At 65.1% G+C, this 18,533-nt stretch carries 19 protein-coding genes and 1 tRNA gene; 15 read left to right on the forward strand and 5 right to left on the reverse strand.

All coding sequences use genetic code 11. The features are described 5' to 3' along the window. The coding region (locus tag H0X90_RS21385; RefSeq protein ID WP_196438163.1) for an NAD(P)/FAD-dependent oxidoreductase at positions 1-242 on the reverse strand (242 nt) is incomplete at its 3' end. 179 nt (positions 243-421) lie between these two features. Here H0X90_RS21385 and H0X90_RS21390 point away from each other — a divergent pair. Both H0X90_RS21390 and H0X90_RS21395 read left to right on the forward strand, forming a co-directional pair. Beyond that, positions 422-1,204, forward strand: a complete 783-nt coding sequence (locus H0X90_RS21390) for an SDR family oxidoreductase (RefSeq protein WP_011545236.1) — start codon at positions 422-424, stop codon at positions 1,202-1,204. Between the two features lie 32 nt (positions 1,205-1,236). Further along, positions 1,237-1,686, forward strand: coding sequence for a thioesterase family protein (locus tag H0X90_RS21395; protein ID WP_006488508.1), 450 nt, complete (start codon positions 1,237-1,239; stop codon positions 1,684-1,686). 128 nt (positions 1,687-1,814) lie between these two features. Here the strand turns inward: H0X90_RS21395 and H0X90_RS21400 are convergent, their stop codons facing one another. Then, positions 1,815-2,360: a LuxR C-terminal-related transcriptional regulator gene (locus H0X90_RS21400; RefSeq protein WP_006488515.1), complete on the reverse strand. Its 546-nt coding sequence runs from the start codon at positions 2,358-2,360 to the stop codon at positions 1,815-1,817. A gap of 220 nt (positions 2,361-2,580) precedes the next feature. Here H0X90_RS21400 and H0X90_RS21405 point away from each other — a divergent pair, with 220 nt between their 5' ends. Both H0X90_RS21405 and H0X90_RS21410 read left to right on the forward strand, forming a co-directional pair. Beyond that, positions 2,581-3,285 carry a CoA transferase subunit A gene (locus tag H0X90_RS21405; RefSeq protein ID WP_006488507.1) on the forward strand — a complete coding sequence of 235 codons (705 nt, stop codon included), beginning with the start codon at positions 2,581-2,583 and terminating at the stop codon, positions 3,283-3,285. 1 nt (position 3,286) lies between these two features. Further along, positions 3,287-3,928, forward strand: a complete 642-nt coding sequence (locus tag H0X90_RS21410) for a CoA transferase subunit B (protein WP_006495368.1) — start codon at positions 3,287-3,289, stop codon at positions 3,926-3,928. A gap of 75 nt (positions 3,929-4,003) precedes the next feature. Here H0X90_RS21410 and H0X90_RS21415 read toward each other — a convergent pair whose 3' ends face one another. From H0X90_RS21415 to H0X90_RS21425, 3 genes are read right to left on the reverse strand one after another with little or no spacing between them, the layout of a single operon-like run. Next, a complete protein-coding gene (locus H0X90_RS21415) occupies positions 4,004-4,717 on the reverse strand; it encodes an SDR family oxidoreductase (RefSeq protein WP_006488511.1) in 714 nt (237 codons plus the stop codon). 37 nt (positions 4,718-4,754) lie between these two features. After that, complete coding sequence (locus H0X90_RS21420; protein WP_006495365.1) at positions 4,755-5,765, reverse strand: polysaccharide deacetylase family protein; 1,011 nt, start codon at positions 5,763-5,765, stop codon at positions 4,755-4,757. An 11-nt stretch (positions 5,766-5,776) separates the two neighbouring features. Beyond that, positions 5,777-6,334, reverse strand: coding sequence for an ester cyclase (locus tag H0X90_RS21425; protein ID WP_006486092.1), 558 nt, complete (start codon positions 6,332-6,334; stop codon positions 5,777-5,779). Positions 6,335-6,468: 134 nt separating this feature from the next. On the opposite strand from H0X90_RS21425, the gene H0X90_RS21430 reads away from it, so the two are divergent. The 11 genes from H0X90_RS21430 (at position 6,469) to pheT (ending at position 18,488) form a co-directional block, all read left to right on the forward strand. After that, entirely contained in the window at positions 6,469-7,377 is a 909-nt protein-coding gene (locus H0X90_RS21430; RefSeq protein ID WP_006495363.1) for a LysR family transcriptional regulator, read from the forward strand. A gap of 123 nt (positions 7,378-7,500) precedes the next feature. Continuing rightward, the gene (locus H0X90_RS21435; protein WP_077190144.1) at positions 7,501-8,397 is read left to right on the forward strand and encodes an alpha/beta fold hydrolase; all 897 of its coding nucleotides are present in this window, start codon (positions 7,501-7,503) and stop codon (positions 8,395-8,397) included. 80 nt (positions 8,398-8,477) lie between these two features. After that, positions 8,478-8,831, forward strand: a complete 354-nt coding sequence (locus tag H0X90_RS21440) for a RidA family protein (protein WP_006486103.1) — start codon at positions 8,478-8,480, stop codon at positions 8,829-8,831. Positions 8,832-8,870: 39 nt separating this feature from the next. Further along, entirely contained in the window at positions 8,871-11,105 is a 2,235-nt protein-coding gene (locus H0X90_RS21445; protein WP_077190116.1) for a bifunctional (p)ppGpp synthetase/guanosine-3',5'-bis(diphosphate) 3'-pyrophosphohydrolase, read from the forward strand. Positions 11,106-11,190: 85 nt separating this feature from the next. Then, positions 11,191-11,267: transfer RNA gene (locus H0X90_RS21450), tRNA-Val, on the forward strand. 271 nt (positions 11,268-11,538) lie between these two features. Beyond that, positions 11,539-13,446, forward strand: a complete 1,908-nt coding sequence (thrS, locus tag H0X90_RS21455) for a threonine--tRNA ligase (protein ID WP_077190113.1) — start codon at positions 11,539-11,541, stop codon at positions 13,444-13,446. Positions 13,447-13,495: 49 nt separating this feature from the next. Next, positions 13,496-14,020 carry a translation initiation factor IF-3 gene (gene infC, locus H0X90_RS21460; RefSeq protein WP_071734130.1) on the forward strand — a complete coding sequence of 175 codons (525 nt, stop codon included), beginning with the start codon at positions 13,496-13,498 and terminating at the stop codon, positions 14,018-14,020. Between the two features lie 190 nt (positions 14,021-14,210). Then, positions 14,211-14,408 carry a 50S ribosomal protein L35 gene (gene rpmI, locus H0X90_RS21465; protein WP_004191477.1) on the forward strand — a complete coding sequence of 66 codons (198 nt, stop codon included), beginning with the start codon at positions 14,211-14,213 and terminating at the stop codon, positions 14,406-14,408. Positions 14,409-14,438: 30 nt separating this feature from the next. Beyond that, a complete protein-coding gene (rplT, locus tag H0X90_RS21470; protein WP_004192938.1) occupies positions 14,439-14,798 on the forward strand; it encodes a 50S ribosomal protein L20 in 360 nt (119 codons plus the stop codon). 148 nt (positions 14,799-14,946) lie between these two features. Beyond that, positions 14,947-15,960, forward strand: coding sequence for a phenylalanine--tRNA ligase subunit alpha (gene pheS, locus H0X90_RS21475; protein ID WP_006486107.1), 1,014 nt, complete (start codon positions 14,947-14,949; stop codon positions 15,958-15,960). Positions 15,961-16,058: 98 nt separating this feature from the next. Beyond that, positions 16,059-18,488 (forward strand): phenylalanine--tRNA ligase subunit beta, encoded by a 2,430-nt coding sequence (gene pheT / locus H0X90_RS21480; protein WP_077190110.1) that lies wholly within the window; start codon positions 16,059-16,061, stop codon positions 18,486-18,488. Positions 18,489-18,533 lie beyond the last annotated feature (45 nt).

The following is an 18,533-nucleotide window of genomic DNA, read 5'->3' on the forward strand; positions in this document are numbered from 1 at the left end:
TTCCAGTCGGGAAACAGCTCGGTGATCGCGCGCGGGTCCATCACCGCGCCCGACAGGATGTGCGCGCCGATCTCGGAACCCTTCTCGAGCACGCACACGCCGATCTCGGCGCCTTTCTCGGCGGCCAACTGCTTGAGCCGGATCGCCGCCGACAGCCCGGCGGGGCCGCCGCCGACGATCACGACGTCGTATTCCATCGATTCGCGCGGGCCGTATTGCTCGATGAGGCTTGCGGGGGTCATTGGCGTTCCTCTAACCGTTAGAATGCTTTTATTCGGGAGCGTATTGTCTGCGAAACGAAACGCTTGCCGCAACAACATGCAGGTAGATTAGCACGATCGTTCTATTTTTTGTGCTAGGGTAATGCCGCTCGGGCTGTGCCGCCCGGGCCGGCGAAACGACATCGAAAGGGGATGTGCAAATGGGTCGATCGATCAATCTGGAAGGCAAGGTTGCGCTGGTCACGGGCGCGTCGAGCGGCCTCGGGCAGCGTTTTGCGCAGGTGCTGTCGCAGGCCGGCGCGAAGGTCGTGCTCGCGAGCCGCCGCGTCGAGCGCCTGAAGGAGTTGCGCGCGGAGATCGAGGCGGCGGGCGGCGCGGCGCACGTCGTGTCGCTCGACGTGACCGACGTCCAGAGCATCAAGGCGGCCGTCGCGCATGCGGAGACGGAAGCCGGCACGATCGACATCCTCGTGAACAATTCGGGCGTGTCGACGATGCAGAAGCTCGTCGACGTGACGCCCGCGGATTTCGAGTTCGTGTTCGATACGAATACGCGCGGCGCATTTTTCGTCGCGCAGGAAGTCGCGAAGCGGATGATCATGCGCGCAAACGGCGGCGGCAACGGCAAGCCGCCGTGCCGGATCATCAACATCGCGTCGGTGGCCGGGCTGCGCGTATTCCCGCAGATCGGGCTGTACGCGATGAGCAAGGCCGCGGTCGTGCAGATGACGCGCGCGATGGCGCTGGAGTGGGGCCGCCACGGGATCAACGTGAACGCGATCTGTCCGGGCTATATCGATACCGAAATCAATCATTACCTGTGGGAAACCGAGCAGGGCCAGAAGCTGCAGTCGATGCTGCCGCGCCGGCGTGTCGGCAAGCCGCAGGATCTCGACGGGCTGTTGTTGCTGCTCGCGGCCGACGAGTCGCAGTTCATCAATGGTTCGATCATCTCCGCGGACGACGGCTTCGGCCTCGCGTGAGCGGATGACATTCAGCAACAAAGAAGACTGCAATGAGCGCAACAAACGCAACAAACGATTACTCCCCCGTTTTTGAGATGTCGATGCCGATCCGCTGGGGCGACATGGACGCGTTCGGCCATGTGAACAACACGGTTTATTTCCGCTACATGGAGCAGGCGCGGATTTCGTGGTTCGAGCAGCTCGGCATTGCCGGCGGCAACGGCGAGGGGCAGGGGCCCGTCATCGTCACCGCGTCGATGGAGTTCCTCAAGCAACTGCACTATCCGGGCGACGTGATCGCGAAGATGTCGGCCGCGAAGCCCGGCCGAAGCAGTTTCGACACCGGGTTCGAGCTCACGCGCGCGGACGATCCGCAGCATGTCTATGCCCGCGGCAACGCGCGTTGCGTGTGGGTCGATTACGCGCTCGGCAAGTCGGTGCCACTGCCGCAACTGTTGCGCGACACGATCGAGCACGCGCTCGCGACGAAAGTCGGCTGAGCGCGGCTATCGGCAGGCCGGCACCGGGTTGCCGGTGGCGCGCCGTGTTCGTTGTTGCCCCGATGTTTCCCCGGATCGGCCGCCGTGTGCGGCCGATCGTCATTCGAGCGCCGCGATGCGACGCACGTTCACTGTCCGAGCAGGCGCTGCAGCAGCTCCGGCGTATTGTTCGTTCCGTATTTGCGCATCAGCCGGGCGCGGTAGATGTCGACCGTGCGCGAGCTGATGTCGAGCACACGCCCGATCTGCTTGCTGGTCTTGCCGGTCGCGAGCTGCGCGGCGATCTCGCGCTCGCGCGGGGTCAGCTCGACCGCGACGCGGCGCGTCGCGCTCAAATCCTCGAAGGTCCAGACGCCGGCCGCAAGCGGTGCGGTGCGGTCGAGCGCGCGGCCCGTCACGTGGCACCAGAACAGCTCGCCGTCCGCGCGTTTCATGATTCTGTCATCCGAGTAGATGCCGTTCGCGACCATCACGCGTGCGATGCGCTCGCCGATCCGCTGGAATTCGTCCGTCGACGGGTAGAGCACCGCGTACGATTTTCCGATCAGGTCGGCCCGCGCACAGCGGAAGATCGACGCGAGCGCGTCGTTGCAGTCCTCGATCACGCGGTCGCGCGACAGCACGAGGCCGAGCGGCGCGAGATGGAAGGCGGTCTGGTAATCGAGATCGGGCATGGCGCAGGCAAGCGGAGGCAAATGCTTATGTATTTTTGCGTATTGTGCCGCATCGGCGTCACATCGTACCCTTTCAGGCATCTCGCGGCGGTGTGTCGCGACATAAAAACAGCGTGCCTCGACGCAGGCTTTGCCGCGCATGCATAGAATGATGCGGCGGGCTTGCGCCACGTGGCGCGTGAACCGGTTTTGCTGGTTTCCATAGAGGAAGGGACAACTGATGAACAAAGTCTATCCAAGCGCGGCTGCCGCGCTGGAGGGGATCGTCCGCGACGGACAGACCTTCGCGGTGGGCGGCTTCGGCCTGTGCGGGATTCCCGAGGCGCTGATCGCGGCGTTGCGCGATTCGGCCGTCAAGGGCATCACCTGCATCAGCAACAACGCGGGCGTCGACGGTTTCGGCCTCGGCCTGCTGCTGGAAACGCGCCAGATCAAGAAGATGATCTCGTCGTACGTCGGCGAGAACAAGGAGTTCGAGCGCCAGTACCTTGCCGGCGAACTCGAGCTTGAATTCACGCCGCAGGGCACGCTCGCCGAAAAGCTGCGCGCGGGCGGCGCGGGCATCCCCGCGTTCTTCACGAATACCGGCTACGGCACCGTGATCGCGGAAGGCAAGGAAACGCGCCAGTTCGGCGATCGCCACTATGTGCTCGAGCCGTCGCTGACGGCCGACGTCGCGCTCGTCAAGGCATGGAAGGCCGACAAGTCCGGCAACCTCATTTACCGCCGCACCGCGCGCAACTTCAACCCGATGTGCGCGATGGCCGGCAAGATCACCGTGGCGGAGGTCGAGGAGATCGTCGAGAACGGTGCGCTCGATCCGGACCAGGTCCATACGCCGGGGATCTTCGTGCAGCGCATCGTGCTGAACGCGACGCCCGAAAAACGCATCGAACAACGCGTCGTACGCGCGAAAGGAGACTGACATGGCCTGGAATCGTGACCAGATGGCCGCGCGCGCGGCGAAGGAACTGCAGGACGGCTTCTACGTGAACCTCGGCATCGGCCTGCCGACGCTCGTCGCCAACCACGTGCCGGAAGGCGTCGAGGTGTGGCTGCAGTCGGAGAACGGCCTGCTCGGCATCGGCCCGTCGCCGACCGAAGACGAAGTCGACGCCGATCTCATCAACGCCGGCAAGCAGACCGTCACGACGCTGCCGGGCTCGTCGATCTTCTCGTCGGCCGATTCGTTCGCGATGATCCGCGGCGGCCACATCAACCTCGCGATCCTCGGTGCGATGCAGGTCAGCAAGCAGGGCGACCTCGCGAACTGGATGATCCCGGGCAAGATGATCAAGGGGATGGGCGGCGCGATGGACCTCGTCGCGGGCGTGGGGCGTGTCGTCGTGCTGATGGAGCATGTCGCGAAAGGCGATCAGCACAAGATCCTCGACGAATGCAATCTGCCGCTGACGGGCGTCGGCGTGGTCGACCTGATCATCACCGATCTCGGCGTGATCGAAGTGACGCCGGCCGGCCTGAAGGTGCTCGAACTCGCCGACGGCGTGAGCGCCGAAGAGATCCAGTCGAAGACGGGCGCACCGCTCGACGTCAGCGCCGTGGCCTAGCATCACGTCGTTGCGTCATGCTCGACGCCCCGCGTTCCTCACGGAACGCGGGGCGTTTTGTCATGACCGCATGCGTCACGCAATCGCGCCGCCGCCGTCGATCAGTACCGTCGAACCGGTTGCATAAGGCGTGGCCGCCAGATACAGGACCGCATTCGCGACATCCTCCGGCTGGCCGACCCTGCGGGCCGGAAGCCGCCGGGCCGCGCCGGCGTACATCGCGTCGCGTGCATCGGGCGCGAGCTTGTCCCACAGCGGCGTCGCGATCAGGCCCGGCGACACGGTATTCACGCGAACCGGCGCGAGCTCGAGCGCCAGGCCGCGGGCGAGCGCCTCGAGCGCCGCATTGATCGCGCCTTGCAGCACCGACGACGCGCTCGGTCGCACGCTGAGGTAGCCCGACACGAACGTCAGCGAGCCGCCGGGCGCGATATCGATCGCGCGGGCGATGCGGTACGCGCCCCAGAACTTGCTGTCCATCGCAGCCTGCGCGTCGGCAAGCGGCAGCGCACGGACTGCGCCCGTGGCCGTCTTCGCGGCTGAAATCACGACGTGGTCGAACTGGCCGGCGCGCGCGCAGAACGCATCGACGTCCGCCGTATCGGTGATGTCGAGCGTTTCGGTCCGCACGTGCGCGCCCGGCATGGCATCGACGTCGAACCTGCCCGGATCGCGCGACGCGATCGTCACGCGCGCGCCGTGTCGCGCGAAAGCCGCCGCGGTGGCGGCGCCGATGCCGGAGCTGCCTCCGACGACGAGGACGTTCTTGCCGTGGAGCGGATCATTCATGAAGGTCATTCCTGGTGATGAGTTGAACGGCATCCGGTCAGATCGTTTCGGTCTCGCGCAGCGTCGACGGGCTGCGCAGCGCGAAGCGCGCAATATCGTCCTTGCGCATGAAAGCGACCCCCGGATGTGATCGCGCGTAGTGCAGGAAGTCGTCCCACGCGCGGACCATCTGCGGCGTGCCGCTGATCCGGTCGTGCGCACTGATCGACATCAGTCTGCGCCGCTGCCCGGCTTCCGCGTACAACTGGTCGAAATCGAGCTTGATCTGCTCGAGGAACATCGCCGGCGTGTAGTGGCGGCCTTCGATCAGCAGGATGTCGTTGTTGCGCAGCGTGTACGGGACCACGGCGAAATCGCGACCGCCGACGGTCTCGACGAACGGTTCGTCGCGACTGACGTCGTCGATGTGATACGTGTAGCCGAGTTCCTGCAGCAGCGACAACGTATGCGGTCCGCGCCGCAGCCAGTTGCAGTTGTAGCCGGTCGGACGCTGGCCGGTCACCGCTTCGACCATGTCGCGTGCTTCGGTCAGGAAGCGGCGCTCGTCGTCGCGGCTCATCGCGAATTGCGCGCGCCACGTCGGGCCGTGCGCGGCGGCTTCGTGGCCGCGCGACACGATCTCGCGCGCCAGATCGGGGTGCCGGCGCGCGGCTTCCCCGATCATGTGTGACGTCACTTTCACGCCGTGCCGGTCCCACAGATCGAGCAGGCGCGGAATCCCTTCCCGGTAGCCGTACGCGAACCAGGTGGCCGAGGCGAGATCGACCGGTACCGACGGCGGGAACGCGACGGTCGGAAACGGGCTGTCCGCGCCCGTGGGCGGCTGTCCGCCTGCTTCGAACTGCATCGAGATCGAGATCACGATGCGCGCGCCGTCGGGCCAGAACGGCGTGGCGCCCGGTGCGGCGAGCGCCGCCGTTGGCGCGGCGGTTGCCGGCAGGGAGGCGCCTGCGGCCGCCGCGACGCCGGCCGCGAGCCCGGCGCCGGCCTGGGCCAGGAACGTGCGGCGCGGCAGCGGCGTCGCGGGAGGGTGGTTGCCGTGAGTCATCGTTCCCTCCGTCAGCCGACGAGCCCGAGCTGACGCATCAGCGTCAGGTTGTCCTCGATGTGCCAGTTTTCCGCGATCCGGCCCTGGTCGATCCGGTAGATATCGGTCGCGATGAAGTCGATCGCCTGTCCGCGCCCCGCCGTTCCGTTGAAAGCGCCGGTGAAATGCCCGCGGAAATGCAGGTGCACGACGACCCGGTCGCCCGCGACGATCATCTGTTCGATGTCACAGCGCAGGTCCGGGATCGCGTCGCGCATCGTGCCCGAGGCCGCGAGCGGCCCCGGTACGCCTTGTTCGCGGCCGGGCGGCAGCGTTCGGTCGGTGAAGTCGGCGGCGAGCGCCGCGCGAGCCAGCGCAGGGTCGCCGGTATTCCAGAAGGTGCCGTAGCGGCGCGCGGCCAGGATTTGCGCGCGGGCCTGCGCGGCCGGCAAGCCTGCCGCGACGGTCAGGCTGTGCGGTGCGACGAGGTCGGCGGCACGGGAAGCGGCGGGCCAGAGCGCCACGACGCAGGCGGCTGCCGCGAATGCGTGCGCGAGGGGGCGGGCGGCCGAACGAAGGCGGATCGACATGGTTTCGAGGGTCCTGTGAAGGCGTCGTGCGACGACGCGGAACAGGTATGGTAGGTTTCCGTTCTGCATGCAAATACTGGCAAAATGCGAATGGATTATTCGAAAAAAGGAAAGGTTGGGGCGAGGTGCGCGCCATGACGCTGATCGACGATTTCCCGGCGCTCGATACCTTCGCGCGGATCGTGTCGGCCGGCAGCCTGTCGGCGGCGGCGCGCGAACTCGACCTGTCGTTGTCGGTCGTCAGCAAGCGGCTCGCGCATCTCGAGTCGCGACTCGGCGTGCGCCTGCTGCACCGGACGACGCGGCAGCAGACGCTCACCGACGACGGTGCGCAGTTTCATGCGCAGGTGCTGCGCATCCTGGCCGAGGTCGAGCATGCCGAAACGCTGATGCGCGATCGCCGTGGCACGGTCAGCGGCGTGCTGCGCGTGACGGCGCCCGGCGAACTTGGCCGCCTGCGGATCGCGCCGCTCATTGCGGCATTTCAGCAGCGACATCCGCAATTGACCGTGCAGCTGATGCTGACCGATACGGTCGTCGATCTGCTGGCAGCCGATATCGACGTCGCCGTGCGGATCGGCAATCTGGCCGATTCGACGATGATCGCGCGCGAGCTGGCGCCGAATCATCGCGTGCTGTGCGCGTCGCCGGGCTATCTCGCGGCGCACGGTTGGCCGGCCCATCCGGCCGAGCTCCGTGCACACCGATGCATTGTGATGGGCGATCAGCCGCGTGCCGAATGGCGGTTCGACGGCGCGCAAGGTGACGTGGCGGTCGAGGTGACGGCCACGCTGCTGACGAACGACGGTGGCGCGGCGCGCACGCTGGCGCTCGAAGGCGCGGGCATTGCGTTGAAGTCGATCTGGGACGTCGGCGCCGATCTCGACGCCGGTCGGCTCGTGCGCGTGCTGCCGGCCTTCGAGGCGCCCGCCGCGCCGTTGCATGCCGTCTATCCCGGCGGCCGTCACGTGTCGTTGCGCGTGCGGACGTTCGTCGATTTCCTGCGCGAGCAGTTGCGTCACGCGTGGCGCCGCCACGATTGAACCCGTTCCGGATGGTGGGCCGGGCGCGTCGCGGCCCGTCATTCCGAAGCGGTTTACAATCGTTTGCATCGGGCGCCGCAGGCGTTGTCCCGCGCGTCGCCCCCGTTCGACAGGATGCCAACGATGCCAACGACCCCAGCGAATCCCCCGGTTCCCCGCCAGCGGCGCGTGCAGTGTGCGAGCGCGGCCGGCCTTCACCACGTCGCCTATACCGAGTGGGGCGATCCCGCGAATCCGCGCGTGCTCGTGTGCGTGCATGGCCTGACCCGCTCCGGACGCGATTTCGACCGGCTTGCCGCCGCGCTGTCCGATACGTATCGCGTCGTCTGCCCCGATGTCGTCGGGCGCGGCCAATCGGACCGGCTGGCCGATCCGCGGCACTATGCGATTCCGCAGTACGTGGCCGACATGGTGACGCTGATTGCGCGGCTCGACGTCGAATCGGTCGACTGGTTCGGCACGTCGATGGGCGGCCTGATCGGCATGGCGCTGGCCGGGCTGCCCGGTTCGCCGGTGCGCCGGATGATCGTCAACGACGTCGGCCCGCGCATCGAGCCCGATTCGCTGACGCGTATCGGCGAATACCTCGGCGTGCAGCCGCGCTTTGCGACCGAGCAGGAGGGGATCGACTACCTGACGTCGCTGTCGCTGCCGTTCGGCGCGCTGAGCGCCGACGAGTGGCGCGAGATCAACGGGCCGCTGCTGCACGAGCTGCCCGAAGGCGGCTGGACGATGCGCTACGACCCGCGCATCGCCGAGCCGTTCAAGGCCACGACGCCCGAACTGGCCGCACTCGGCGAAGCCGCGCTGTGGCACGCGATCGAGGCGACCGATGCGACGCTGCTCGTCGTGCGTGGCGAGACGTCCGACTTGCTGTCGCGCGAGACGGTGGCCGAAATGGTTCGCCGCGGCCGCCATGTGACGCAGGTCGAGATTCCGGGCGCGGGCCACGCGCCCGCCTTCGTCAGCGCCGACCAGATTGCGCTCGCGCGGCGGTTTTTCGTCGAAGGCGACGCATAAACGCGTCATAATATGCGGTTCGGCGGCACGCGGGCCGTGCCGCCGTCCGATTCCTCACTCATCACGACCGGAACATTTTCATGGCAGTCATTCGTCACCACGTCGGGGCCCGGCTCTCCGAAACCGCGATCCACAACGGCACCGTGTATCTGGCCGGCCAGATCGCCGAAGACACCACGCAGGACATCCGCGGCCAGACGCGCGAAGTGCTCGGCCACATCGATCGCCTGCTCGCCGAAGCGAACAGCGACAAGGCGCATCTGCTGTCGGTGCAGATCTACATCTCGGATCTCGCGAACTTCGAAGGCATGAATGCGGAGTGGGATGCATGGGTCGCGCCGGGCAACACGCCGCCGCGCGCCACCGTCGAGGCGAAGCTTGCCGATCCGGCGCTGCTCGTCGAGATCGTGGTCGTCGCCGCGCAGCGGAGCTGAGCGTTATCCGACGATGACCGTATTCCGGCAGGCCGTGCAATGACCGAATCCGTTTCCGCCTTTCCCGTCGCGGCGCCGTCGTTCGACGACGTGCTCGCGTTCGTGCGCGAGCGGGCCGGCGACGCGCGCCTGTCGTCGGGCGAGCTGCTCGCCGACCACTCGGCGGGCACGGCGGCGATCATGCGCACGCTGAACGTCGATCCGTCCGCGATGCAGGCCGCCGCGCTGTTCGTGCTGACGCCGCACCTGAGCGACCCCGAGCGCGAGCTGACCGAGCGTTTCGGCGACGAGGTCGCGCGGCTCGTGTCCGACGTGCGCAAGCTGTTGCGGCTCGGTACCGTGAGCCTGCGCGCCGCGCAGAACGCAAAGCCCGACTCCGGGCGCGACGCGGCGGAAGAGCGGCGCACGCAGATCGAGGCGCTGCGCAAGATGCTGCTCGCCTTCGCGCAGGACATCCGCGTGGTGCTGATCCGGCTCGCGTCGCGGTTGCAGTCGCTGCGCTATTACGCGGCCGCGAAGCTCGATCCGCCGCCCGACGTCGCGCGCGAGACGCTCGAGATCTATGCGCCGCTCGCGAACCGTCTCGGTATCTGGCAACTGAAGTGGGAGCTCGAGGATCTCGCGTTCCGCTTCGAGGATCCCGTCACCTACAAGCGGATCGCGAAGCTGCTCGACGAAAAGCGCATCGAGCGCGAGGCGTACGTCACGCAGGCGATCGCGCGGCTGCAGCACGAGCTCGCGGAAGCGCACATCCAGGCCGACGTGAGCGGCCGGCCGAAGCATATCTACAGCATCTGGCGCAAGATGCGCGGCAAGGAGCTCGATTTCTCCGAGCTGTACGACGTGCGCGCGTTTCGCGTGATCGTGCCCGACATCAAGGATTGCTACGCGGTGCTCGGCATCGTGCATCACCTGTGGCAGCCGGTGCCGAAGGAATTCGACGACTACATCTCGCGGCCGAAGCCGAACGGCTACAAGTCGCTGCATACGGTCGTGATCGGCGACGACGGCCGTGCGTTCGAAGTGCAGATCCGCACGCAGGAGATGCATCGCTTCGCCGAGTACGGCGTTGCCGCGCACTGGCGCTACAAGGAGGCCGGCGCGCGTGGCTATGGCGGCCAGTTCTCGGCGAGCGACAAGTACGACGAGAAGATTGCGTGGCTGCGCCAGTTGCTCGCGTGGAAGGACGACGTCGAGGACGGCACCGAAGTGTCGGGCGACCAGGCGTGGGCGCAATTGCGCGAGACGTCGCTCGACGACGATCACATTTACGTGCTGACGCCGCAGGCGCGCGTGATCGCGCTGCCGCAGGGCGCGACGCCGGTCGATTTCGCGTACCACCTGCACAGCGAGCTCGGCCATCGCTGCCGTGGCGCGCGCGTCGACGGCGTGATGGTGCCGCTGAACACGTCGCTCGCGAACGGCCAGACGGTCGAGATCGTCGCGGTGAAGGAAGGCGGCCCGTCGCGCGACTGGCTGAACCTGCAGCTCGGTTACCTGAAGAGCCCGCGTGCACGGCAGAAGGTGCGCGCGTGGTTCAACTCGATCGAGCAGGAAGAAAACGTCGCGCATGGTCGCGCGCTGGTCGAAAAGACGCTGCAGCGCGAGGGCAAGACGTCGGTCAACCTGGACAACCTCGCCGCGAAGCTCGGCTTCAAGTCGCCCGAGGAGCTGTTCTCGGTCGTCGGCAAGGAAGAATTCAGCCTGCGTAACGTCGAGCACGCGTTGTCCGACGCACCGCCGCCGGAACCGGCGCCCGAGGCGCCGGCCGATTTCGAGAAGCGCAGCAGCGGCGCGAGCGTCGCGCACGGCGCGTCGACTGGCGTGCTGGTGGTCGGCGTCGACGCGTTGCTGACGCAACTGGCGCGCTGCTGCCGTCCGGCGCCGCCCGATCCGATCAGCGGTTTCGTCACGCGCGGCAAGGGGATGTCGATCCACCGCACCGACTGCCCGACGTTTCGCCGGATGGTCGAGCGTGCGCCGGAACGCGTGCTGCAGACGACCTGGTCGGCCGACGTGCTGGGCGGGCGCGGCGCGTCCGTCTATCCGGTCGACCTGATGATCGAGGCGAGCGACCGGCAAGGGTTGCTGCGCGATATCTCCGAAGTGTTCGCCCGCGAAAAGATCAACGTCGTGGGCGTGAAGACGCAGAGCCGCCGCAATGCGGCATTCATGCAGTTCACGGTCGAGGTATCGAATTCGGCGCAGGTGCAGCGCGCATGTACGCTGCTCGGCGAGGTGCAGGGCGTCGTGCGGGCGGGGCGGAAGGTGTGATGGGGTCGGAACCGCGTTATTTTGCTGCGACCGCATAAAAACACTTGCCAAGCCCGTAACGGCTCCATATAATCTTAGCTTCTCTAGGCTCGTAGCTCAGCTGGTTAGAGCACCACCTTGACATGGTGGGGGTCGTTGGTTCGAGTCCAATCGAGCCTACCAACGAATTGAGAATGCCCGGCCTCCGGGTGTTCGATGCAGTACACAACTCAACGCGAACAAGGCGAATACGGTTATGACACCGCGAACGTTGACCGAAACCACTTCGGAGCGACGCTAGTCGAGGAACGTTTTCGCCCTTTCAGTTTGAGTGAAGTATCGAATGCGGCCCCTCGAAAGCGGGGCCGCATTTTTTTTGTCGCGAATTTTTCACGCGTGAGTTCGATCTCGCGTACCTGGTCTGCCGCCCACTGTCGGCATCACGGAGATTGCTATGGTTTCGATACGCTTGCCTGACGGCTCAGTTCGACAATACGAGCATCCGGTGACAGTTGCCGAGGTTGCGGCCTCGATCGGTCCCGGCCTTGCGAAGGCTGCGCTTGGTGGCAAGCTCGATGGCGAGCTCGTCGATACGTCGACGGTGATCGACCGCGACGCGTCGCTCGCGATCGTCACGGACAAGGATGCCGACGGCCTCGACATCATCCGCCACTCGACCGCCCACTTGCTCGCGTATGCGGTGAAGGAGCTGTATCCGGACGCGCAGGTGACGATCGGTCCGGTGATCGACAACGGTTTCTATTACGACTTCTCGTACAGCCGCCCGTTTACGCCGGAAGATCTCGAAAAGATCGAAAAGCGCATGCAGGAACTCGCGAAGAAGGACGAGCCGGTCACGCGCCGTGTCGTGTCGCGCGACGAGGCGGCCGGTTATTTCCGCAGCATCGGCGAGAAGTACAAGGCCGAGATCATCGAATCGATTCCGCAAAGCGACGAAATCAAGCTGTACTCGCACGGCGGCTTCACCGATCTGTGCCGCGGCCCGCACGTGCCCTCCACCGGCAAGCTGAAGGTCTTCAAGCTGATGAAGGTCGCGGGCGCGTACTGGCGCGGCGATTCGAAGAACGAGCAGCTGCAGCGCATCTACGGCACGGCCTGGACGAAGAAGGAAGACCAGGACCAGTACCTGCACATGCTCGAGGAAGCGGAAAAGCGCGACCACCGCAAGCTGGGCAAGCAGCTCGACCTGTTCCACATGCAGGAAGAGTCGCCGGGCATGGTGTTCTGGCATCCGAAGGGCTGGGCGCTGTGGCAGCAGGTCGAGCAGTACATGCGCCGCCGCGTCAATGAGGCCGGCTATCTCGAGATCAAGACGCCGATGATCATGGACCGCTCGCTGTGGGAAGCGTCGGGCCACTGGCAGAACTATCGCGAGAACATGTTCACGACGGAGTCGGAGAAGCGCGACTATGCGATCAAGCCGATGAACTGTCCGGGGCACGTCCAGGTGTTCAAGCACGGCTTGCGTTCGTACCGCGATCTGCCGCTGCGTTACGCGGAATTCGGCTCGTGCCACCGCAACGAGGCGTCGGGCGCGCTGCACGGCCTGATGCGCGTGCGCGGCTTCGTGCAGGACGATGCGCACATCTTCTGTACGGAAGATCAATTCATCTCGGAATCGATCGCGTTCAACACGCTGGCCATGAGCGTGTACAAGGATTTCGGTTTCGATCACATCGACATCAAGCTGTCGCTGCGCCCCGACCAGCGTGCCGGTACGGACGAGACGTGGGATCGTGCCGAGCAAGGTTTGCGCGATGCGCTGACGGCTTGTGGTCTCACGTGGGAAGAGTTGCCAGGTGAGGGCGCGTTCTACGGCCCGAAGATCGAGTACCACATCAAGGACGCGCTCGGCCGCTCGTGGCAGTGCGGCACGCTTCAGCTCGACATGGTGCTGCCGGAGCGCCTGGGTGCCGAATACGTCGCGGAAGACAACAGCCGCCGCCGGCCGGTGATGCTGCACCGCGCGATCGTCGGTTCGATGGAGCGTTTCCTCGGCATTTTGATCGAGCACCATGCTGGTGCAATGCCGGTCTGGCTCGCGCCGTATCAGGCAATTGTGCTCAATATCGCCGAAAGTCAGGCCGAATATGCGCAGTCTCTGGCCCAATCGTTGCAAAAACAAGGGGTTAGAGTGGCGGCCGATTTGCGCAACGAGAAGATTAGCTATAAAATACGCGAGCACACGCTGGAAAAGGTGCCTTATCTCCTCGTCGTGGGCGATAAGGAGCGTGATGCGCAAACGGTAGCCGTGCGTGCCCGTGGCGGCGTCGATCTTGGCGTAATGCCGGTCGAAGCCTTCGTTGAGCGTCTGCAGGAAGACCTGCGCTCGTTCAAGTAACCGCCCTGGCAGCGCGGCTCGTTTTTTTAATTTTTAGAGGAAACGTAACATCGCTACTGATAAGTCGTCGCACCGCATCAACGGTGAAATCACTGCGCCGGAAGTGCGCCTGGTCGGGATCGAGAACGAACCGCTCGGTATCGTAAAACTCGCTGACGCTTTCCGTAAATCGGAAGAACTGGATGTTGACCTGGTGGAAATCGCGCCGCAAGCGGTGCCGCCGGTTTGCCGTCTGATGGATTACGGCAAGTTCAAGTACCAGGAATCGAAGAAGCAGCACGAAGCGAAGCTGAAGCAGAAGGTCATCCAGGTCAAGGAAGTCAAGTTCCGCCCGGGTACCGATGACGGGGATTACAACGTCAAGCTCCGCAATCTCGTGCGCTTCCTCGAAGAGGGCGACAAGACGAAGATCACGTTGCGTTTCCGCGGCCGTGAAATGGCTCACCAGGAAATCGGTATGCGGATGCTCGAACGTCTGCGCACGGATCTCGAGGAAGTCGGCCAGGTCGAGCAGATGCCGAAGATGGAAGGGCGCCAGATGATCATGGTGCTCTCGCCGAAGAAAAAGAAGTAACGGGCCCGCGCGCGTCGCGCGCAGGTTCGACAGTGGTTCGGCGCGTTGCCCGGTCAGGGCGGCGCGCCAACAATGACGGCGGCTGCGCAAGCGGGTCGCCGTACACAAGTGGACTGGGTTTCGAAGGGCGGGTCAAGGGCGCAAGCCAACCGCACACCCATCGCCATCTAATAAACTGGAGTTGTTCGTCATGCCTAAGATGAAGACCAAGAAGAGCGCTGCAAAGCGCTTCGTGGTGCGTCCGGGCGGTACCGTCAAGCGCGGTCAAGCCTTCAAGCGCCACATCCTGACCAAGAAAACCACGAAGAACAAGCGCCATCTGCGCGGCGCAACGGCAGTTCATGATTCCGATCTGAACTCCGTCCGCGCGATGCTCCCGTTCGCGTAACCCCTCAACTGATACTCCAAGGAGAGAAACATGCCTCGAGTCAAACGTGGGGTAACCGCACGGGCCCGCCACAAGAAGATCATCAACCTGGCCAAGGGTTATCGCGGCCGCCGCAATAACGTCTACCGCATCGCCAAGCAGGCGGTGATGCGCGCTGGTCAGTACGCGTACCGCGATCGCCGCAACAAGAAGCGTGTGTTCCGCGCACTGTGGATCACGCGTATCAACGCGGCAGTTCGCCAGCACGACATGACCTACAGCGTGTTCATCAACGGCCTGAAGAAGGCGTCGATCGAACTCGACCGTAAGGTGCTGGCCGACATGGCGGTGTTCGACAAGGCTGCTTTTGCTGCGATCGTCAAGCAGGTGAAAGCCGCCGTTGCAGCCTAATTGCGAAATTAGCACTGCGTGGTTAGTTGCAGCGAGGTTCCGGTAGTCTCGGCCGCTGCAGCGAAAACGGGGCTCTTCCGAGCCCCTTTTTTGTTTGGTGGGCGGTTTCGCTCGCCAAGACCGAATGACGTTGGAAATGATGGGATCTATGGATCTGGACCAGATTGTCGCCGACGCGCAGCAGTCCTTCGAACAGGCTGCCGACATCACCACGCTCGAAAACGAGAAAGCACGATTTCTCGGCAAATCGGGTGCGCTGACCGAGTTGCTGAAGGGCCTCGGCAAGCTCGATCCCGAAGCACGCAAGACCGAAGGCGCCCGCATCAACGTCGCGAAGCAGCAGGTTGAAGCCGCGCTCACCGCCCGTCGCCAGGCGCTGGCCGACGCGCTGCTGAATCAGCGCCTCACTGCCGAAGCGATCGACGTGACGTTGCCCGGCCGCGGCGCCGGCGCCGGCAGCCTGCACCCCGTGATGCGCACGTGGGAGCGGGTCGAACAGATTTTCGGCTCGATCGGTTTCGACGTGGCCGACGGCCCCGAAATCGAGACCGACTGGTACAACTTCACGTCGCTGAACAGCCCGGAGAACCATCCGGCGCGTTCGATGCAGGACACCTTCTACGTCGAAGGCAAGGATGCCGACGGCCGCCAGCTGCTGCTGCGCACGCACACGAGCCCGATGCAGGTGCGTTATGCGCGCATGAACCGTCCGCCGATCAAGGTGATCGCGCCGGGCCGCACGTATCGCGTCGACAGCGATGCGACCCACTCGCCGATGTTCAATCAGGTCGAGGGGCTGTGGATCGACGAAAACATCAGCTTCGCCGACCTCAAGGGCGTCTATACCGACTTCCTGAAAAAATTCTTCGAGCGCGACGACATCCTCGTGCGCTTCCGTCCGTCGTATTTCCCGTTCACGGAACCGTCGGCCGAGATCGACATGATGTTCGAGCAAGGCAAGAACGCCGGCAAGTGGCTCGAAATTTCCGGCTCGGGGCAGGTGCATCCGACCGTGATCCGCAACATGGGCCTCGACCCCGAGCGCTACATCGGTTTTGCGTTTGGCAGCGGCCTCGAGCGCCTGACGATGCTGCGCTACGGCGTCCAGGATCTGCGGCTGTTCTTCGAGAACGACCTGCGTTTCCTGCGCCAGTTCGCATAACGCCGCTCGTTGCGCCGACCTGTGCCCGCGCACGCCCCCGATGGACGTTTCCGACGGGGCCCGGGCGTCGATCTAACCTGTTTCGAACGTAGACATCCATGCAATTCCCTGAATCCTGGTTGAGAACCTTTGTCGACCCGCAGCTGACGACCGACGAGCTGTCGCACGCGCTGACGATGGCGGGGCTCGAAGTCGAATCGCTGAGCAAGGCTGCGCCGCCGACGTCGAAGATCGTCGTGGGCCGCGTGCTCGAAGTCGTCAAGCATCCGGATGCGGACAAGCTCAATGTCTGCCAGGTCGACGCCGGCACCGGCGCGACGCTGAACATCGTGTGCGGCGCGCCGAACGTGGCGCCCGGCATCAAGGTGCCGGTCGCGCTGGTCGGTGCGGAACTGCCGTCGGCGGAAGAGGGCGGCAAGCCGTTCGCGATCAAGCTGTCGAAGCTGCGCGGCGTGGAGAGCCAGGGGATGCTGTGCTCGGCGCGCGAGCTGAAGTTGTCCGAGGATCACAGCGGGCTGCTGATCCTGCCGGAAGACACGCCGGTCGGTCAGGACATCCGCGAGACCCTCAATCTCGACGACACGATCTTCGAAATCAAGCTGACGCCGAACAAGGCCGACTGCCTGTCGGTGTTCGGTATCGCCCGCGAGACGGCCGCGATCACCGGCGCACCGCTGACGCCGGTCGACATCCGCCCGGTGAACGTCGAGCTCGACGAAACGCTGCCCGTGCGCATCGCCGCGCCCGATCTGTGCGGCCGCTTCTCGGGCCGCGTGATCCGCGGCGTGAACGCGCATGCGAAGACGCCGCAGTGGATGGTCGAGCGCCTCGAGCGTTCGGGCCAGCGCAGCGTGTCCGCGCTCGTCGACATCTCGAACTACGTGATGTTCGAACTCGGCCGCCCGTCGCACGTGTTCGATCTCGACAAGATCCACGGCGGCATCGAAGTCCGCTGGGGCAAGCGCGGCGAATCGCTGAAGCTGCTCAACGGCAATACGGTCGAACTCGACGAAACGGTCGGCGTGATCGCGGACGACCGTCAGGTCGAAAGCCTGGCCGGCATCATGGGCGGCGACAGCACGGCCGTCACGCTCGATACGACCAATATCTATCTGGAAGCCGCGTTCTGGTGGCCGGACAGCATCCGCGGCCGCGCGCGCAAGTACAATTTCTCGACCGATGCGGCGCATCGCTTCGAGCGCGGCGTCGATTACGCGACGACCGTCGAGCACGTCGAGCGCATCACGCAGCTGATTCTCGAGATCTGCGGCGGCAAGGCCGGCCCGGTCGACGATCAGGCGGTGAACCTGCCGCAGCGCGCGCCGGTGAAGATGCGTGTGTCGCGCGCGAACCGCATCATCGGCGTGAAGATCGACGCCGACGAGATCGCGGATATCTTCACGCGCCTCGGCCTGCCGTTCGAGCGTGAAGACGACGCGTTCCTCGTCACGCCGCCGTCGCATCGCTTTGACATCGAGATCGAGGAAGACCTGATCGAGGAAGTGGCGCGCATCTACGGCTTCGAGAAGATCCCGGCCCGGCCGCCGGTCGCGACGAGCGAAATGCGCGCGACCCACGAGACGCGGCGGTCGATCCACGACATCCGTCACGCGCTGGCCGCGCGCGACTACGCGGAAACCGTCAACTTCAGCTTCGTCGATGCGGAGTGGGAGCACGATTTCGCGGGCAACGACAACCCGATCCGCCTGCTGAACCCGATCGCGAGCCAGCTCTCGGTGATGCGTACGACGCTGTTCGGCAGCCTGATCGCCGTGCTGCGCCACAACCTGAACCGCCGTGCCGATCGCGTGCGCGTGTTCGAATCGGGGCGCGTGTTCGTCGCCGATCCGTCGGTGAAGGCCGGCGAGCTGGCGGTCGAAGGCCATGCGCAGCCCAAGCGCGTCGGCGCGCTGGCGTACGGTCCGGCACTCGACGAGCAGTGGGGCGTGACGACCCGCGCGGTCGATTTCTTCGACGTGAAGGGCGATCTCGAAGCGCTGCTCGCGCCGGCGGTTGCGCGTTTCGTGAAGGCCGAGCATCCGGCCCTTCATCCGGGCCGCAGCGCACGCATCGAAATCGATGGCCGCGCGGTCGGCTGGATCGGCGAGTTGCATCCGCGCCTGATGCAGAAATATGAGCTGCCGCACCCGCCGGTGATGTTCGAGATCGACGCGGACGCGCTGATCGCCCGTGCGCTGCCCGCGCCGACCGACGTGTCGAAATTCCCGCCGGTCCGTCGCGATATCGCCGTTGTCGTCGATCAGGCGGTCGAGGTTCAGGCACTTTTCGACGAAATGAAGAAGGCGCTTGCCGAAGAGGCCTGCCGATTCGTTCAGAAGGTTGTACTCTTCGACGAATTTCGTGCAAAATCAAATACTTCCGGTGGTCTTGCCGCGAACGAGAAGAGCCTTGCCTTCCGCGTGACGCTGCAGGATGCGGCTGGCACGCTGCAGGACGAGGTCGTCGACCAGGCGATTCAGACGCTGGTCGAGCGGATGGCTCGCGCCGGGGCGCGCCTGCGCGGCTAAGGAGAGGGCCCGCCCGTTCGCGGGCGGCTTTTTTCCATCGTAAGT

Source organism: Burkholderia sp. 9775_39, from assembly GCF_015712225.1.
Taxonomy (GTDB): domain Bacteria; phylum Pseudomonadota; class Gammaproteobacteria; order Burkholderiales; family Burkholderiaceae; genus Burkholderia; species Burkholderia cenocepacia.

Coding starts and splice junctions, on each gene's coding strand:
- H0X90_RS21430 (WP_006495363.1), top strand. CDS start 6,469: ATGACGCTGATCGACGATTTCCCGGCGCTCGATACCTTCGCGCGGATC.
- H0X90_RS21410 (WP_006495368.1), top strand. CDS start 3,287: ATGGCCTGGAATCGTGACCAGATGGCCGCGCGCGCGGCGAAGGAACTG.
- pheT (WP_077190110.1), top strand. CDS start 16,059: ATGCAATTCCCTGAATCCTGGTTGAGAACCTTTGTCGACCCGCAGCTG.
- pheS (WP_006486107.1), top strand. CDS start 14,947: ATGGATCTGGACCAGATTGTCGCCGACGCGCAGCAGTCCTTCGAACAG.
- H0X90_RS21420 (WP_006495365.1), bottom strand. CDS start 5,765: ATGACTCACGGCAACCACCCTCCCGCGACGCCGCTGCCGCGCCGCACG.
- H0X90_RS21425 (WP_006486092.1), bottom strand. CDS start 6,334: ATGTCGATCCGCCTTCGTTCGGCCGCCCGCCCCCTCGCGCACGCATTC.
- rplT (WP_004192938.1), top strand. CDS start 14,439: ATGCCTCGAGTCAAACGTGGGGTAACCGCACGGGCCCGCCACAAGAAG.
- H0X90_RS21395 (WP_006488508.1), top strand. CDS start 1,237: ATGAGCGCAACAAACGCAACAAACGATTACTCCCCCGTTTTTGAGATG.
- H0X90_RS21390 (WP_011545236.1), top strand. CDS start 422: ATGGGTCGATCGATCAATCTGGAAGGCAAGGTTGCGCTGGTCACGGGC.
- H0X90_RS21445 (WP_077190116.1), top strand. CDS start 8,871: ATGACCGAATCCGTTTCCGCCTTTCCCGTCGCGGCGCCGTCGTTCGAC.
- H0X90_RS21435 (WP_077190144.1), top strand. CDS start 7,501: ATGCCAACGACCCCAGCGAATCCCCCGGTTCCCCGCCAGCGGCGCGTG.
- H0X90_RS21405 (WP_006488507.1), top strand. CDS start 2,581: ATGAACAAAGTCTATCCAAGCGCGGCTGCCGCGCTGGAGGGGATCGTC.
- H0X90_RS21415 (WP_006488511.1), bottom strand. CDS start 4,717: ATGAATGATCCGCTCCACGGCAAGAACGTCCTCGTCGTCGGAGGCAGC.
- rpmI (WP_004191477.1), top strand. CDS start 14,211: ATGCCTAAGATGAAGACCAAGAAGAGCGCTGCAAAGCGCTTCGTGGTG.
- H0X90_RS21440 (WP_006486103.1), top strand. CDS start 8,478: ATGGCAGTCATTCGTCACCACGTCGGGGCCCGGCTCTCCGAAACCGCG.
- H0X90_RS21400 (WP_006488515.1), bottom strand. CDS start 2,360: ATGCCCGATCTCGATTACCAGACCGCCTTCCATCTCGCGCCGCTCGGC.
- thrS (WP_077190113.1), top strand. CDS start 11,539: ATGGTTTCGATACGCTTGCCTGACGGCTCAGTTCGACAATACGAGCAT.